The sequence below is a fragment of the Modestobacter sp. SYSU DS0904 genome, from assembly GCF_054051115.1.
The window spans coordinates 20,786-36,385 of sequence record NZ_JBJHAQ010000007.1 but is presented as its reverse complement, the minus strand read 5'-3'; the positions used below and the strand labels follow the sequence as shown (position 1 = coordinate 36,385).

Below are 15,600 nucleotides of genomic sequence, written 5' to 3'. Positions count from 1 at the left end.
GCGGCCGACTGTGGGGCGCCTGGGCACCCACAGCCGGCGCGGTCACTGCTGGGGCGCCTGCGAGGGGTCGCCGTCCCAGTCCCGGCCGGCGCGGTCGGCGTTCTCCGAGGCGCTGTCGGTGGAGCCGGCGACGGCCTCCACCATCTCCTCGTCGGTCAGCTCCTCGCCGGCCGGCTGGGTGTTGCTGGGCTCGGTCATCGGAACTCCTGTCGTCCGCGGGACTGCTGTCCCTGCGGCCCTCCCCGCTGCTCCACGGGCGCAAACCCGGCGGTCACTCGGCGGGCGGCTCGCCGACGGCGGCCGGGGCCAGCTCGAACCAGACCCGCTTGCCACCCCGGTGGTCCTCCGCCCCCCAGCGGTGGGCGATCGCGTCCACCAGCCGCATGCCCCGGCCGCGCTCGGCCTCGTGGTCGAGCTCGCGCACGACCGGACGGACGGCGGACCCGTCCACCACCCCGATCCGCAACCAGGCGCCGGACAGCGCCAGCTCGAGGGTGAACGAGCCGGAGCCGGCGTGGTCGACGACGTTGGCCACCAGCTCGGTGACCAGCAGCTCGGCGTACTCGCGGTCCTGCGGGGCCTCCCAGGTGCGCAGCACGTCCCGGACCAGGCGGCGGGCCAGCGGCACGCTGGCGGAGGTGCCGGGGAGGTCGACGCTGGCGGTGAAGGTGGACATCGGAGCCCCGTTCGAGCCGATCAGTCGTGTGCGACTGGGTTGCCCATGACGATGGCAGTCGGGACGACCTCTGCGCAACCCCTGTTGCATGCAATGGGCGTGTCGTTCGGTAGTGTGCAACCGACACGCCCGCACGACCGACACCGATCGGAGGGACATGAGCGGACCCGCGCCGGCCGACGACCGGGCCATCCGGGCGCTGACCCACCTCGTCGCCGAGCTGGACGCCTGCATGGCCCAGCTCGAGCACGCGAGGGCCCGGGCGGAGACCCTGCTCGCCGCCCGGGCGGCGGGCCGGTCGTGGCTGGACGTCGTCACCGACGAGCGCCGTCCCCTCGTGGTGGAGAGCATCAGCACGGTGCTCTCCACCCTCTCCACCGCCGGGCACGCCTGGCGGCGGGAACAGGCCGCGGCGCTGCAGGCGGAGGACGTGAGCATCAACCGCATCGCCGCGCTGTTCGGCGTCACCCGGCAGCGGATCTCCACCCTGCTCCGGGAGGTCAGCGACCCCGGCTGACCCGTACGGCCCCACGGGCCGTTCGGCCCCGCTGCAGGGGCCCGCGCCGAGCTTGCGAGGCGTCGGGGTCCTTCCACCTTCTTCAGGGCAGCAGCTGGTCGATCGCCTTGTAGACCCGCTGCTCGGACACCGGCCGGGGAGTACCCACCACCTGGGCGAACAGGCTCACCCGCAGTTCCTCGACCATCCACCGCACCCTCGCCACCGGGTCGTCGGGCGCACCGGTCGCCGGCACCTGCCGGCGCAGCTGCTCGTACTCGGCGGTGACCGCCGCCACGGTCTCCATCAGCAGGGCGTCCCGCGCGGCGTTGGCCGGCAGCCGCTCCAGCCGGTGCGCCATCGCGGTCAGGTAGCGCACCAGGTCCGGCAGCCGGCGCCGGCCGGCCGCGGCGACGAACCCCTTGTGCAGCAGGCCGCCCATCTGCCGGCGCAGGTCGGCGATCGCGGCCTCCGGCACCCGCCGTCCCGGTGCGGCACCGATCGCGACGGCGACCTCGCGGGCCTGGGTGAGCACCGCCTCGACCCGCCGGACGGCGTCGCTGGTCAGCGGCGGCAACTGCTCCCGCGCCGTCCCGACCAGGGCGGTGAACGCCGCCTCGCTGCGCGGTGGGCCACCGGCCGCGGCGACCAGCTCGTCGGCGGCGGCGTCGGCGCAGTCGGCGACCAGGTCCGGGATCTCCCCGTCGGGGTTGAACTGCAGCGCCAGCCGGGTCCGCGGGCCGATCCCCTTGACCACCTGCTTCACCGGCGAGCCCACCGCCAGCAGCAGCAGCCGCCGCGCGCCCCGCCAGCTGAGCCGGGTCGCCTCCGCCTGGGTGGCCACCACCCGGACGCCGACCGTCTCCCCCTCGTCGACCAGCGCCGGGTAGGCGGTGACCACGTGGCCGCCGCGCTGCACCTCCACGGTCGCGGGCAGGTCACCGAAGGTCCAGCCGGTCTGGCCGGTGCGCTCGTAGGTGGACGCCGCCCGGGCCAGGCTCGCCCGGGCCTGCGGCGCCACCTGGGCCCGCAGCGCGGTCAGGTCCTTGCCGGTGGCCAGCGGCCGGTGCTGGTCGTCGAGCACCCGGAAGGTCGCCCGCAGGTGCGCCGGCACCTCCGCCGGCTGCCAGGCGTCCGGCGGGATGACCACCGAGGTGGCCCGGCGCAGCTCCCGCTCCAGCGCGGGCAGCAGCGGCTCGGTGGGGTCGATGGCCGGCAGCACCTCGCGCACCCGGTCCGGGATGGGGACCAGGCCCCGGCGCAGCTGCTTGGGCAGCGACCGCAGCAGCTCGGTGACCAGCTCCGCCCGCTGCCCCGGAACGGTGAACGCCAGGGACTCCCCGGAGGTCGTGGCGAGGGTGTCCAGCACGCCCAGCGGGACGTCGACGGTGACGCCGTCCTCGACCGCTCCCGGGTTGAACGCGTAGGACAGCGGCAGGGTCAGCCCCTGCGTCAGGCGCACCTCGTCCGGGTAGTCCTCGACCTGCACCTGCCCGGCCACCGCGGCGTTGGTGAGCATCTCCGGGGTGAACGTCAGCAGGTCCGGAGAGGCCCGGCGGGCCTCCTTCCACCAGCGGTCGAAGTGCCGGGTGGAGACGACGTCGGCCGGGACGCGGGCGTCGTAGAGCTCGAAGACCGTCTCGTCGTCGACCCGGATGTCGCGGCGGCGGGCCCGCTCCTCCAGCTCGGCGACCCGCTCGATCGCGGCCTGGTTCTCCGCCCAGAACCGGTGGTGGGTCGTCCACTCGCCCTGCACCAGGGCGTGCCGGATGAACAGCTCGCGGGAGACGGCCGGGTCGATGGCGCCGTACTGCACCCGCCGGCCCACCACCAGCGGCAGGCCGTAGAGGGTGACCCGCTCGGTTGCGACGACCGAGCCACGCTTGGCGTCCCAGCGGGGCTCGCTGTACTGCCGCTTGACCAGGTGGTCGGCGAGCCGCTCGACCACCTCCGGGTCGATCCGGGCGACGGTGCGGGCGAAGAGCCGGCTGGTCTCCACCAGCTCGGCGGCGACCACCCAGCGCGGCGGCTTCTTGGCCAGCGGGGTGCCCGGGGCGATGACGAACCGGGTGTTGCGGGTGCCCAGGTACTCCCGGCCGGGCCGGCCGGGCTTGCCGCTGCGGTCCTTGACCGGCTCGGCCTGCATCCCGACCTGGGAGAGCAGCCCGGCCAGCAACGACGCGGTGACCCCCCGCTCGTCGGGGGCCGGGGCCAGCGAGCCGGTGGTCATGCCCAGCCGGCGGGCCGTGCTGCGCAGCTGGCCGTGCAGGTCCTGCCACTCACGGATGCGCAGGTAGTGCAGGAACTCCTTCTTCACGGTGCGCCGGAACTGGTTGCCCGACAGCTCCTCGGCCCGCTCCGCCAGGTACTGCCAGAGGTTGAGCAGGGCGAGGAAGTCGGAGTTCTCGTCGGCGAAGCGCTTGTGCAGCTCGTCGGCGGCCTGCTGGTGCTCCGCCGGGCGCTCCCGCACGTCCTGCACGGTGAGCCCGGCGGCGATGACCAGCACCTCCTCCAGCACCCCGCGCCGGTCGGCCTCCACGACCATCCGGGCGATCCGGGGGTCCAGCGGCAGTGCGGCCAGCGCGCGGCCGGTCTCGGTGAGCTTCCCCTCGCCGTCCAGGGCGGCGAGCTCCTCCAGCAGCGCGAGGCCGTCGGCGACCGCCCGCCGGTCCGGCGGGTCGATGAACGGGAAGTCGGCGACGTCGCCGAGGTCGAGCGAGGCCATCTGCAGCAGCACCGAGGCCAGGTTGGTGCGCAGGATCTCCGGGTCGGTGTACTCCGGCCGGGCGTCGTAGTCGTCCTCGGTGTACAGCCGGATGGCGATGCCCTCGCTGGTGCGCCCGCAGCGGCCGGAGCGCTGCCGGGCCGAGGCCTGGCTGATCGGCTCGATCGGCAGCCGCTGCACCTTCGTGCGATGGCTGTACCGGGAGATCCGCGCGGTGCCCGGGTCGACGACGTACTTGATGCCGGGCACGGTCAGCGAGGTCTCGGCGACGTTGGTGGCCAGCACGATCCGCCGGCCGGTGTGCGCCTGGAAGACCTTGTGCTGGTCGGCGGCGGACAGCCGGGAGTAGAGCGGCAGCACCTCGACCTGTGCGCCGGACCGTTCCGTCACCCCGCCCAGCGCCTCGGCGGTGTCCCGGATCTCCCGCTCACCGGCGAGGAAGACCAGCACGTCGCCCGGCCCCTCGGCGATCAGCTCCGCGCAGGCGTCGACGATCGCGGAGACCTGGTCCCGGTCGGGGTCGGCGTCCGCGGCGTCGGGGTCGACGATCGGCCGGTAGCGGACCTCCACCGGGTAGGTGCGGCCGCTGACCTCGACGACCGGCACCTCGTTGCCCTCGTACGAGAAGTGCTTCGCGATCCGGTCGACGTCGATGGTCGCGGAGGTGATGACCAGCTTGAGGTCGGGGCGGCGGGGCAGCAGCCGGGCCAGGTAGCCCAGCAGGAAGTCGATGTTGAGGCTCCGCTCGTGCGCCTCGTCGATGATGATCGTGTCGTACTGGCGCAGCATCCGGTCGCGCTGCACCTCGGCCAGCAGCACGCCGTCGGTCATCAGCTTGACCAGCGTCCGGTCGCCCACCTCGTCGGTGAAGCGCACCTTCCAGCCGACCACGTCGCCCAGCGGCGTGCCGATCTCCTCGGCGATCCGCTCGGCGACCGTGCGGGCGGCGATCCGCCGCGGCTGGGTGTGCCCGATCCGGCCGCGCACGCCGCGGCCCAGCTCGAGCAGGATCTTCGGCAGCTGGGTGGTCTTGCCCGAGCCGGTCTCGCCGGCCACCACGACCACCTGGGAGTCGCGCAAAGCCGCGGCGATGTCCTCGCGGCGCTGGCTGACCGGCAGCTCCTCCGGGTAGCCGACCACCGGGACGGCGGCCCGCCGGGAGGCGATGCGGGCCTCGGCGGTGGCGACGTCCTCGGCGATCCGCTCGCGCTGGCGGGCGCGGGCGGCCGGGTCCTTGGTGCGCCGGGTGCCGTCGAGGCGGCGGCGGAGCCGGTGCTCGTCGGCGAGGGTCAACGCGGGCAGCCGCGAGCGCAGTTCGTCGTGCGGGGTGCTCACGGTCGTTCGGGGTTCCTCTCCGGTGCGGTCGCCCTCCAGCGTCCCATCCCCGGCCCGGACGTCGCCCGCGTCACACTGAATGCCCGGTGCAACTTGTTGCATGCGTGATGCAACGGTTTGTAGGGTGCAACCGTTCCCGGCGCAGCGCGGCGCCGTCCGCACCCCTGACGACCGGAGACGCCGTGACCGATCTCGTGTCCGCGCCGGGCCCCGCCCCGGCCCCCGGCACGCCGACGTCCCTCTCCGACGAGCTGGCCCGGCTGATGCGGGTCATGCACGCGCTCAAGGGGGCCGGTGGCGCGGACAGCGACGCACGGGAGCGCGCCGCCCACGTGCTGCTGTTCCCCCTCACCCGCCTCGGCCCGCTGCGCCAGGGGGCGCTCGCCGAGCTGGTGCACGCCGACCCGTCCACCGTGAGCCGGCACGTCACCCTGCTCGTCGACCGCGGGCTGGTGCGCCGGGTCGCCGACGAGCAGGACGGCCGGGTCAGCCGGCTCGTCGTCACCCCGGCCGGCGAGGCCGCGCTCGAGCGGCTCCGCCAGGAGCGCGACGCGCTCCTGACCGAGGTGACCGCCGGCTGGGCGCCGGGCGAGCTGGCCGGGTTCACCGCCCAGCTCCGCCGGTTCGTGCAGGACCTCACCGACCACCTCCCCACCCTGGGCTCCGCTGCGGGCGGCGCCGTGGAACCCCCCGAGAAGGACCGATGACCCAGACCAGCGACCGCGTGTCCTCGGCCGACCGTCGCGGTGCCCGTGCCGCCGCGGCCGCACCCGACGCCTCCGGGGTCTTCACCCACCGCCAGATCATGACGATCATGGGCGGTCTCCTGCTCGGCATGTTCCTCGCCGCCCTGGACCAGACGGTGGTCTCCACGGCGATCCGCACGATCGCCGACGACCTGAACGGCTACGACCTACAGGCCTGGGCGACGACCGCCTTCCTGATCACCTCGACGATCGCCACGCCGTTGTACGGCAAGTTGAGCGACATGTACGGCCGGCGGCCGTTCTACCTGTTCGCCATCGCCGTCTTCATCGTCGGCTCCGCGCTGTGCGGCCTCGCCGACACGATGTACCAGCTGGCCGTGTACCGGGCGATCCAGGGCATCGGCGCCGGTGGGCTGATGTCGCTGGCGCTGGCGATCATCGCCGACATCGTGCCGCCGCGGGAGCGCTCGAAGTACCAGGGCTACTTCATGGCCGTCTTCGGCACCTCCAGCGTGCTGGGCCCGGTCATCGGCGGTTTCCTCTCCGGCCAGTCCTCGATCCTGGGCATCACCGGCTGGCGCTGGATCTTCTATGTCAACGTGCCGCTGGGCATCCTGGCCCTCGTCGTCGTGTTCCGGGTGCTGCACCTGCCGCACACCCGCCGCGAGCACCGGATCGACTGGCCGGGCGCCCTGGCCCTGGTGCTCTTCCTCGTCCCGCTGCTGATCGTCGCCGAGCAGGGCCGGACCTGGGGCTGGAGCAGCACCGGATCGCTGGTCTGCTACGCCCTCGCCGTCGTCGGCTTCCTGCTGTTCGTGCTCGCGGAGCGGGCCTACCGGGACGACGCGCTGCTGCCGCTGCGGATGTTCGCCAACCGCACGTTCGCGGTGAGCAGCCTCAGCAGCATCGTGCTGGGCGCCGGCATGTTCGGCGGCATCCTGCTGCTGCCCCAGTACCTGCAGATCGTGCAGGGCTCCAGCCCCACCGAGGCCGGCCTGGAGATGATCCCGCTGGTGCTGGGCATCATGGCCGGCTCGGTCATCGCCGGCCAGGTCATCGCCCGCACCGGGAAGTACAAGCTGTTCCCGCTGATCGGCGTGGTCTTCATCGTCACCGCGCTGGTGTCGCTGTCGTTCATCGTCGGCGCGGAGACGTCGGTGCTGGTGATGTTCCCGTTCATGTCGCTCATGGGCCTGGGCCTGGGCTTCAACTTCCAGCCGGTCATCCTCGCGGTGCAGAACGCGGTCAGCCCGCGGGAGATCGGGGTCGCGACGTCGTCGGTGACGTTCTTCCGCCAGATGGGCGGCACCCTGGGGACGGCGGTCTTCCTGTCTGTGCTGTTCACCCGGCTGCCCACCGACATCGGCGACGCGGTCTCCGACGCCGCCGCAGCCGACCCGGCGCTGGCACCGCAGCTGCAGGCCGCCGCGGGCAACGCGAGCGACCTGTCCGACACCTCGTTCATCCAGGAACTGCCCAGCGCCGTGGCGCTGCCGTTCAAGACGGGCTTCTCGGACTCGATCGACATGGTGTTCCTGATCGCTGCCGGCGTGGTGGCCCTGGGCTTCTTCGTGCTGATCTTCCTGCCCCAGCTGGCCCTGCGCACCCAGTCGGGGATCCAGGCCCAGCAGGCCGGCGCGGGCGAGGCCGGGGACGACGAGGCCGGGGACGACGACCCGGCGCTGGCGAGCGCGCACGCCGCCGGGGCCGCGGCTCCGACGTCCACGCCGCCGCCGGTGGAGGACGCCGACCGCACCGACCGGCGGCTGGCCGACGGCAGCGTCCGGCACGAGGCCACCGAGTCGTCCGGGGACGGCCGGCACGAGGCCACCGAGCCGTCCCGGCGCGGCCGGCACGAGGCGGCGCCCGATCAGCCGACCGGGCTGGCCAGCCTGCCGGCCGACCACCTGCCGGACGACGTCCGCAGGAGCTGACCCACCCACGGCCACGGCCCCTCTCCCCGCACGGGAGAGGGGCCGCGTCCTCAGGGCTGGAAGACCGCCCGCACGCAGCCGTCGGTCTTGTCCTTGAACATCTGGTAGCCGCGGGCAGCGTCGCCGAGCGGGAGCACGTGGGTGGCCAGGTGTTCGGTGGTCAGCTCGCCGCGCTCCATGTGCTCCAGGATCCGCGGGATGTAGCGCGGCCCGTGCACCTGCGCCCCCCGCATGGTGAGGCCCTTGTTCATGACCGCGCCGAGCGGGAACTTGTCCACCATCCCGGCGAAGACGCCGAGGACGAAGACGCTGCCACCCTTCCGGCAGGCCAAGACCGCTTCCCGCACGGCGGTCGGCCGGCCGGTCTGCAGCCGGAGCTGTTGCTTGACCTGGTCGTAGACGCCCGGGGCGCCGGGGCTGTGCGCCTCCATGCCGACGGCCTCGATGCAGACGTCGGGACCCCGGCCACCGGTGCGTTCGCGGAGCTCGGCGAGGACATCCGTGGTCGAGTAGTCGATCACCTCGGCGCCCACGTGCTCGCGCACCTGGGCCAGCCGCTCTGGGACCCGGTCGATCACCACGACCTGCGCGGCGCCCATCAGCATCGCCGCGCGGGCGGCCATCTGCCCGACCCCGCCCGCTCCCCACACGGCGACCACGTCGCCGGGCCTGGTCCCGGCCAGGTCGGCGCCGGTCCAGCCGGTGGAGGCGGCGTCGGAGGCGAAGAGTGCCCGGATGTCGTCGACCCCCTCCGGGACGACGAAGGTGCCGACGTCGGCGTAGGGCACCCGCATGTACTCCGCGTGGCTGCCGGCGTACCCGCCCATCGCGTGCGAGAAGCCGTAGCAGCCGCTGGGGCTCTGCCCCCAGAGGGACTCGGTGATCCCGGGGTTCGCGTTGCCGTTGTCGCAGAGCGAGTAGAGCTCCTGCTTGCAGTACCAGCAGTTCCCGCACGAGGCGAACGAGGCGACGACGACCCGGTCACCCACCTTCCGGTCGCGGACCGCCGGGCCGGCCTCGACGACCTCGCCGAGGAACTCGTGGCCGAGGACGTCGCCGCTGCGCATGAAGGGGACGTAGCCGCCGATCAGGTGCAGGTCGGAGCCGCAGGTGGTGGTCTGGCGGATCTTCAGGATCACGTCGTGGTCGTTGAGCAACTGCGGGTCGGGGACCTCCTCGACGGAGACCTCGTTCACCCCGGTCCAGGTCGCGGCCTTCACAGCACACCCTCCTTCGGAGCCTGCTCCGTCATGCCCTCGACCGCGGCGCCCTGCGGCGTCGGCTTGCGGTGACCGTGCGGCGCCGGGTCGACCCGCAGCACCTCGCCGACCTCGACCAGCTGCTTGGCCTCCCGGAGCGCCGCGCGCAGCTCACCGATCTCGTCCTCGGTCACCGGCCCGCGGAAGCGCGCGGCGAGCTCGGCGCCCCGGTCGCCCGGCGCCGGGGTCACCCGGATCTCCAGCCGGTCACCGAAGGCCGCCAGCGGGGGCGGCGGCGTCGTCCGCAGGGTGTCGACGTCGGTCAGCACGGTCACCGCCCGCCACCGCCGGGCCGCCGTCTGCGGGTCGTCGGTGACCGAGGCCTGACCGACCCCGGGCACCCGGATGTGCTGCAGCTGCTTGAGCGCGTTGCTGCCGGCCTCACCGGCCAGGCCGGTCGCGCGGGCCACGATCTTGGACAGGTCCATGCGCCGACCTCTACCCGGGTGCCCCGGACCGGACACCCGGCCCAGCTGTCAGTGCACCTAACCTGGCGGCACCGACCCACCGCCACCGCCCTCGCCAGGAGGAGCCCGTGTCCCCGTCGTCGATCCTCAGCGCCCGTGACCTGGAGTTCCTGCTGCACGAGTGGCTGCAGGTCGAGACGCTGACCAAGCGCTCCCGCCACGCCGAGCACTCGCGGGAGACGTTCGACGCGGTGCTCGAGCTCGCCGCGGAGATCGCCACCGACCACTTCGCGCCGCACAACCGGACGGCCGACGAGCACGAGCCGCACGTCGTCGACGGCCGGGTGGTGCTGATCCCCGAGGTGGCGGCCGCGCTGCGGGTGTTCGCCGACGCCGGGATGACCGCGGCGACCCTCCCCGAGGAGCTGGGCGGGCTGCAGCTGCCGGCGGTGGTGAACCAGGCCGTGCACGCCTGGTTCCAGGCGGCGAACATCGGCACGTCGGCCTACCCGTTCCTCACCATGGCCAACGCCAACCTGCTGCTCGCGCACGGGACACACGAGCAGGTGCAGACCTACGTGCCGCCGATGGCCGAGGGCCGCTGGTTCGGCACCATGGCGCTGTCCGAGCCGCAGGCCGGCTCGTCGCTGGCCGACATCACCACCCGCGCCGTCCCGCAGGACGACGGCAGCTACCGGCTCACCGGCACCAAGATGTGGATCTCGGCGGGCGACCACGAGCTCACCGAGAACATCGTCCACCTGGTGCTGGCCAAGGTGCCCGGCGGCCCGCCCGGGGTGAAGGGGATCTCGCTGTTCGTCGTCCCGAAGGTGCTGGTGGCCGACGACGGCACCCTGGGCGAGCGCAACGACGTCGTGCTGGCCGGCCTCAACCACAAGATGGGCTACCGCGGGACCACCAACACCCTGCTGAACTTCGGGGAGGGCGGGCACACCCCCGGCGGGCGCCCGGGCGCGGTCGGCTTCCTGGTCGGCGAGGAGCACCGCGGCCTGACCTACATGTTCCACATGATGAACGAGGCGCGGATCGGCGTCGGGGTCGGCGCCACCGCGCTCGGCTACACCGGCTACCTGCACGCCCTCGACTACGCGCGCACCCGCACCCAGGGCCGCCCGCTCACCGGCAAGGACCCGCACCAGGCGCCCGTGCCGATCATCGAGCACCCCGACGTGCGGCGGATGCTGCTGGCGGCCAAGTCCTACGTCGAGGGCGGGCTGGCCCTGGGCCTCTACTGCGCGCGGCTGGTCGACGAGGAACGGACGGCGGAGTCCGCGGCCGGGCAGGCCCGGGCGCACCTGCTGCTGGAGGTCCTCACGCCGATCGCGAAGAGCTGGCCCTCGCAGTGGTGCCTGACCGCGAACGACCTGGCCATCCAGGTGCACGGCGGCGCCGGGTACACCCGGGACTTCCCCGTCGAGCAGTTCTACCGGGACAACCGGCTCAACCCGATTCACGAGGGCACCCACGGCATCCAGGCCCTGGACCTGCTGGGCCGCAAGGTGGTGGCCGACGGCGGTGCGGGCCTGGCCCTGCTCGGCGAGACGATCTCGGCCACCACGCGCCGGGCACAGGGCACCGGGTGGGCCGACCTCGCCGCCATCCTCGACGACCTGGTGCGGCAGATCGGCGCGGTCACCGGGGCGGTGTGGGCCGACGGCGACCCGGCGCGGGCGCTGGCCAACGCCACCGTCTACCTGGAGGCCGTCGGGCACGTCGTCGTCGGCTGGCTGTGGCTGGAGCAGGCGCTGGCCGCCGAGGGCCGGGACGGGGCCTTCTACGCCGGCAAGCGGCAGGCCGCGCGGTTCTTCCAGCGGTGGGAACTGCCCAAGGTGGGCCCGCAACTCGCCCTGCTGGCCGCCGGGGACCGGACGGTGCTGGACACCCCGCCCGACTGGCTCTGAACACGACGACGGCGGCCTCCCAACCGGGAGACCGCCGTCGGATGCGTGCGGGAGGGGCTACAGGGCTGCCGTGGCCCGCGCGCCCTCGGGGGCAGCGTGCCGCGCTCGCGGCGCGGACGCCGCCCGCTTCTCCGCTTCCCACCGCGCCGTCGACTGGGTGCCCATCGCGATCACCAGCGCGGTCAGCACCAGGAAACCGACCAGGGTCACCGCCGGCCACAACACCATCAATACGCTCCACGTCTTCTCTCGGGGACCGCCGGGGGGAGCCGACGGCAGCCGTTCTGGACGGGTCGATGCCCGGCTTCCCCGCCGGTGAACCCTGCAAAGAGCGACTTCCTCGTCCGATTCTGTGTGACCCTCGTCGCACTCGACTGGGCGTTGCGCGCGCGAGCTGCGGAGTTCCCCACCCGTTCACCCGCCGTCCACCCCACCCGGACCGGGCGGAACCGGAATGCGCGCGCCCGGAGGCGTGACCGGCGTCCGGAGTGGGAACCGCAGGTCCGACCCAGACCAGCGGCACACCGGAGGGCCTGATGGCCGGAGCACGAGCACGCAGCGCCCAGCAGGGCGCTCGGGGGGACTCCCCCCACGATCCACACGCCGGCCGCGACATCGCGCCGGACGACGACAACATCACCCACGAGCGGGCCGACTACGCCCCCACCGGCGCCGACGGGAAGGCCACCACCGGCGGCACGCTCAAGCGCACGGCCAAGGAGTTCAGCGAGGACGGCCTGACCGACTGGGCCGCGGCGCTGACCTACTACGGCGTGCTGGCACTGTTCCCGGCGCTCACCGCGCTGGCCTCCCTCGTGGGGCTGCTCACCGACCCCGAGCAGCTCACCAGCGCGCTCACCGAGGTCGTCCCCGCGTCGGCCGCGGAGACGCTCAACCCGGTCATCCAGCAGGTCGCGGGCAACTCGACCGCGGCCGGGTTCGGTCTCGTCCTCGGTCTGGTCGGTGCCATCTGGACGGCATCGGGCTACGTCGGGGCGTTCACCCGGGCGGCCAACGTCGTCTACGAGACGCCCGAGGGCCGCAAGATCTGGAAGCTGAAGCCGCTCCAGCTGCTCATCACCCTGGTCGGCATCATCTTCGCCGCCCTGATCCTGGCCATGCTGGTGCTGAGCGGCCCGGTGGTCGACGCGATCGGTCAGGCCATCGGCCTGGGCGACACCGTGCTCACCATCTGGACCTGGGCCAAGTGGCCGGTGATGCTGGTGCTGCTGGCGCTGATGATCGCCGTCCTCTACTACTCGACCCCGAACGTGAAGCTGCGCGGGTTCAAGTTCGTCAGCCCCGGTGCCGCCGTGGCCATCCTGGTGGCCGTGGTGGCCTCCGCCGCCTTCGCCTTCTACGTGGCGAACTTCGGCAGCTACAACGCCACCTACGGGGCGCTGGCCGGCGTGGTGATCTTCCTGATCTGGTTCTGGCTGATCAACCTCTCGCTGCTGTTCGGCATCGAGCTGGACGCCGAGGCCGAGCGGACCAAGGAGCTCAAGGACGGTGTGCCGAGGGCGGACAAGGAGATCCAGCTCGACGCGCGCTCGGACCCCAAGCCGCAGCAGACCACCTGATCGGCTGCGACTGACCGTCGGGCCCGGCTCCACCCGTGGAGCCGGGCCCGACGTGCGTCCCGGGGTGGTCCGGTCACCCCTCCAGCAGGCTGAGGACCCGGTTCGCCGACGAGGTGGCCTGCGCGAGCATCGCGGTGCCGGCCTGGACCGGATCTGGTCCCGGGCCAGCGCCGTCGTCTCCCGGGCCATGTCGGCATCCACGATCCGGGCCCGCGCGGCGGCGGTGTTCTCCAGTGACACCCCGAGGCTGCTGATCGTGTGCTCGAGCCGGTTCTGCACCGCCCCCAGGTCGGCCCGCACCGTGGAGACCAGCGCCAGCGCGTCGTCGATCTGGTCGATCGGGTGGGGCGCGGGGGTGAAGACGGGGGTGAGCGCCGCCAGTTCGGCCGGCGTCGCACCCTCGGGCGGGGTTGGGCCCCAGAAGCCGACGCCCGTCCCCTGCCGGCTCGCCAGGACGTAGTACACGTCCCGGAACGCGTCGGCGCCGACCGTGGCCCCGGCTGCCTGCGCCGCCGCGTTCACCTGGGCGAGCGCCTCGCCCTCCTCGACGGTGCCGCTGCGGTCGGTGTCCTGGTAGGACACCGAGCCCAGCTCGAGCGCCCCGCCCGGCACCGAGACCCGTCCCCGCAGCTCCGGCAGCACCCCCGGCTGGTGGTCCAGGAAGAGCAGGAACCCCGGGGCCGGGGGGATGGAGTACCGGGCCTCCCTCGTCTCCGGGCGCGCGACCGGGTCGGGCGGGTCGGCGGGGACGAACTCCACGTCGGCCGCCCCCTCCGCGTCGGCGTCGCTCGTGGGCACGGGCCCGTGGAACACCAGGTCCGTGCCGACCACGGCGATCGGGTCCGGCCGGTGGGTGATCCCCGCGGTGGCCGCGGCGGCGTTCAGCGCATCGACGGCCTCGCCGGTGGTGAGCACGCCGTCCGCGCCGGGGTCGTGGGTCACCGTGGCGAGGTCCAGCGCCGCGCCACCGAGCCTGATCGTGCCCCGCAGCGCGGTGAGGTCCCCCGGGCTTGCCGCGGCACCGGGGAACGTGAGCCGCCCGGCCAGCGGGTCGACGATGCGACCCCGGGCCGGGAAGACCATCGGGGGCGTCGTCTCGACGCTGGCGACGTTGAGCCCGTCGAGCCCCAGGCCGGCGGTCCCCAGCGCCCGGTCCAGGGCGGCGGCGATGGTCTCCCCGACGTCGGCGCCCACCTGGAAGACCCCGCGGTAGGTGCCGTCGAGCAGGGGCGTGCCGTTGAACGTCGTCGTCCCGGCGATCCGCGTGAGCTCCGCCTTCAGCTGGACGACCTCGGCCTGCAGCGTGCGGCGGGCGCTCCGGTCGAGGCCTCCGACGTTCGCGGCCTGGACGGCGAGGTCGCGCATGCGCTGCAGGATGGACGTGCTCTCGGCCAGCGCCCCCTCGGCGGTCTGCACGACGCTGACGGCGTCGCGGGCGTTGCGGACCGCCTGCCCGAGACCGCCGATCTGCGCGCGCAGCCCCTCGGAGATGGCCAGACCCGCGGCGTCGTCGGCCGCCCGGTTGATCCGGAGACCTGAGGACAGCCGCTCGATCGACCGGGCGGCGTCCCCGGTGGTGCCGGCCAGGTGCCGGTGCGCGGACATCGCGGGGAGGTTCGTGCGCACGCTGAGCGCCATGCGGTGCCGACCCTCCTCCTGGTGCCGCTGGGACGGCTGTGCCGATCCGTGGTGATCAACGGCAGCGGCGCTCCGGAGTTGACTCGAACAACCGACCGGGTGAGAGGCGGGTCAGCCGGCGGAGCGGCGCATCGACCACATCTGGGCCGGCCGCTCGTACTGGCTGGCGGCCTCCCAGCTCAGCTGGGGCGGGCCGGTTTCGGTCCGGAAGCTGGTGGCCGCGAGGCGGGCCAGCTCCGGGTCGCGGGCCACCCGCCCGGCGAGCTCGCGGGCGCGGTCCTCGACCGCGTCGTCGTCGTGGGTCTCCCAGGCCAGCCCCAGCCGCACGGCGGCCTCGCCGTCGAGCTCCTCGCCGAACAGCGCCAGCGCCGCGGCTGCCTCGCGCCCGACCAGCCGGGACAGCAGCACGAAGTGCCCGCCGCCGGGGTGCATCCCGCGCTTGAGGAAGCCGCACAGCAGCCGGGCGTCGCGGGCGACGATCCGCAGGTCGGCGGCGAGCAGCAGGTTCATCCCCGCGCCCACCGCCGAGCCGCGGACGGCGGCGATCGTCGGCGCCTGCACCCGGCCCAGCCGCAGGAACGAGTCGTAGATGGCGCCCATGTCGGCGTAGGCGCCCGGCTCGGCCGGGTCCCGGCCGGCGGCGGTGAGCGTCTGCACGTCGCCGCCCGCGCAGAAGGACCGGCCGACACCGCGCACGACCACGGCCCCGACCTCCGGTCGCGCGTCGGCCTCGTCGAGGGCGGCGACCAGTTCCCCGGCCATCGCCGGGGTCAGCGCGTTGCGGCGCTGCGGCGCGTTGAGCGTGACGACGGCGACGCCGTCGGCCACCTCGAGCAGGACCTCACCGGACATGCGGCTCCTCTGGCGGGGCCGGCGCCGGTGCCGGCCGTTCGACGAGGATCAGACCACGCCGGGATCAGA

12 protein-coding genes and 1 pseudogene are annotated in these 15,600 nt (G+C 73.7%); 5 read left to right on the top strand and 8 right to left on the bottom strand.

Translation table 11 applies throughout. The annotated features are described in order from the left end of the window. Positions 1-42: 42 nt before the first annotated feature. Entirely contained in the window at positions 43-198 is a 156-nt protein-coding gene (locus tag ACI79U_RS06790) for a hypothetical protein (RefSeq protein ID WP_457064161.1), read from the bottom strand. 73 nt (positions 199-271) lie between these two features. Beyond that, positions 272-676 (bottom strand): ATP-binding protein, encoded by a 405-nt coding sequence (locus tag ACI79U_RS06785; RefSeq protein ID WP_457064163.1) that lies wholly within the window; start codon positions 674-676, stop codon positions 272-274. A gap of 157 nt (positions 677-833) precedes the next feature. Here ACI79U_RS06785 and ACI79U_RS06780 point away from each other — a divergent pair, with 157 nt between their 5' ends. Then, entirely contained in the window at positions 834-1,193 is a 360-nt protein-coding gene (locus tag ACI79U_RS06780; RefSeq protein ID WP_457064165.1) for a hypothetical protein, read from the top strand. Positions 1,194-1,275: 82 nt separating this feature from the next. On the opposite strand, the gene hrpA is transcribed toward ACI79U_RS06780, so the two are convergent. Next, the gene (gene hrpA / locus ACI79U_RS06775) at positions 1,276-5,232 is read right to left on the bottom strand and encodes an ATP-dependent RNA helicase HrpA (protein WP_457064167.1); all 3,957 of its coding nucleotides are present in this window, start codon (positions 5,230-5,232) and stop codon (positions 1,276-1,278) included. Positions 5,233-5,414: 182 nt separating this feature from the next. On the opposite strand from hrpA, the gene ACI79U_RS06770 reads away from it, so the two are divergent. Together ACI79U_RS06770 and ACI79U_RS06765 are read left to right on the top strand one after the other, a co-directional pair. Further along, positions 5,415-5,939: a MarR family winged helix-turn-helix transcriptional regulator gene (locus tag ACI79U_RS06770; protein ID WP_457064169.1), complete on the top strand. Its 525-nt coding sequence runs from the start codon at positions 5,415-5,417 to the stop codon at positions 5,937-5,939. After that, the gene (locus ACI79U_RS06765) at positions 5,936-7,873 is read left to right on the top strand and encodes an MDR family MFS transporter (RefSeq protein ID WP_457064171.1); all 1,938 of its coding nucleotides are present in this window, start codon (positions 5,936-5,938) and stop codon (positions 7,871-7,873) included. The genes ACI79U_RS06770 and ACI79U_RS06765 overlap by 4 nt, the downstream gene beginning before the upstream one ends. A 50-nt stretch (positions 7,874-7,923) precedes the next feature. Here ACI79U_RS06765 and ACI79U_RS06760 read toward each other — a convergent pair whose 3' ends face one another. Next, positions 7,924-9,093: a zinc-dependent alcohol dehydrogenase gene (locus ACI79U_RS06760; RefSeq protein WP_457064174.1), complete on the bottom strand. Its 1,170-nt coding sequence runs from the start codon at positions 9,091-9,093 to the stop codon at positions 7,924-7,926. Continuing rightward, complete coding sequence (locus ACI79U_RS06755; protein ID WP_457064176.1) at positions 9,090-9,560, bottom strand: hypothetical protein; 471 nt, start codon at positions 9,558-9,560, stop codon at positions 9,090-9,092. The genes ACI79U_RS06760 and ACI79U_RS06755 overlap by 4 nt, the downstream gene beginning before the upstream one ends. A gap of 107 nt (positions 9,561-9,667) precedes the next feature. Between ACI79U_RS06755 and ACI79U_RS06750 the strand changes: the two genes are divergently transcribed. Continuing rightward, complete coding sequence (locus ACI79U_RS06750; RefSeq protein WP_457064178.1) at positions 9,668-11,461, top strand: acyl-CoA dehydrogenase; 1,794 nt, start codon at positions 9,668-9,670, stop codon at positions 11,459-11,461. A 57-nt stretch (positions 11,462-11,518) separates the two neighbouring features. Here the strand turns inward: ACI79U_RS06750 and ACI79U_RS06745 are convergent, their stop codons facing one another. Then, entirely contained in the window at positions 11,519-11,689 is a 171-nt protein-coding gene (locus tag ACI79U_RS06745; protein ID WP_457064180.1) for a hypothetical protein, read from the bottom strand. 308 nt (positions 11,690-11,997) lie between these two features. On the opposite strand from ACI79U_RS06745, the gene ACI79U_RS06740 reads away from it, so the two are divergent. Continuing rightward, on the top strand, positions 11,998-13,041 hold the full coding sequence (locus ACI79U_RS06740) for a YihY/virulence factor BrkB family protein (protein WP_457064182.1): 1,044 nt from the start codon (positions 11,998-12,000) through the stop codon (positions 13,039-13,041). A 162-nt stretch (positions 13,042-13,203) separates the two neighbouring features. Here ACI79U_RS06740 and ACI79U_RS06735 read toward each other — a convergent pair. Further along, positions 13,204-14,646, bottom strand: a pseudogene (locus ACI79U_RS06735) (flagellin N-terminal helical domain-containing protein); the annotation flags it as partial. A gap of 144 nt (positions 14,647-14,790) precedes the next feature. Continuing rightward, complete coding sequence (locus ACI79U_RS06730; RefSeq protein ID WP_457064184.1) at positions 14,791-15,531, bottom strand: enoyl-CoA hydratase-related protein; 741 nt, start codon at positions 15,529-15,531, stop codon at positions 14,791-14,793. Positions 15,532-15,600: the final 69 nt, after the last annotated feature.

Excerpts from the sequence above, each read along its gene's own strand:
- ACI79U_RS06765 (WP_457064171.1), top strand. The coding sequence starts at position 5,936 with ATGACCCAGACCAGCGACCGCGTGTCCTCGGCCGACCGTCGCGGTGCC.
- ACI79U_RS06780 (WP_457064165.1), top strand. The coding sequence starts at position 834 with ATGAGCGGACCCGCGCCGGCCGACGACCGGGCCATCCGGGCGCTGACC.
- ACI79U_RS06730 (WP_457064184.1), bottom strand. The coding sequence starts at position 15,531 with ATGTCCGGTGAGGTCCTGCTCGAGGTGGCCGACGGCGTCGCCGTCGTC.
- ACI79U_RS06785 (WP_457064163.1), bottom strand. The coding sequence starts at position 676 with ATGTCCACCTTCACCGCCAGCGTCGACCTCCCCGGCACCTCCGCCAGC.
- ACI79U_RS06745 (WP_457064180.1), bottom strand. The coding sequence starts at position 11,689 with ATGGTGTTGTGGCCGGCGGTGACCCTGGTCGGTTTCCTGGTGCTGACC.
- ACI79U_RS06740 (WP_457064182.1), top strand. The coding sequence starts at position 11,998 with ATGGCCGGAGCACGAGCACGCAGCGCCCAGCAGGGCGCTCGGGGGGAC.
- ACI79U_RS06790 (WP_457064161.1), bottom strand. The coding sequence starts at position 198 with ATGACCGAGCCCAGCAACACCCAGCCGGCCGGCGAGGAGCTGACCGAC.
- ACI79U_RS06755 (WP_457064176.1), bottom strand. The coding sequence starts at position 9,560 with ATGGACCTGTCCAAGATCGTGGCCCGCGCGACCGGCCTGGCCGGTGAG.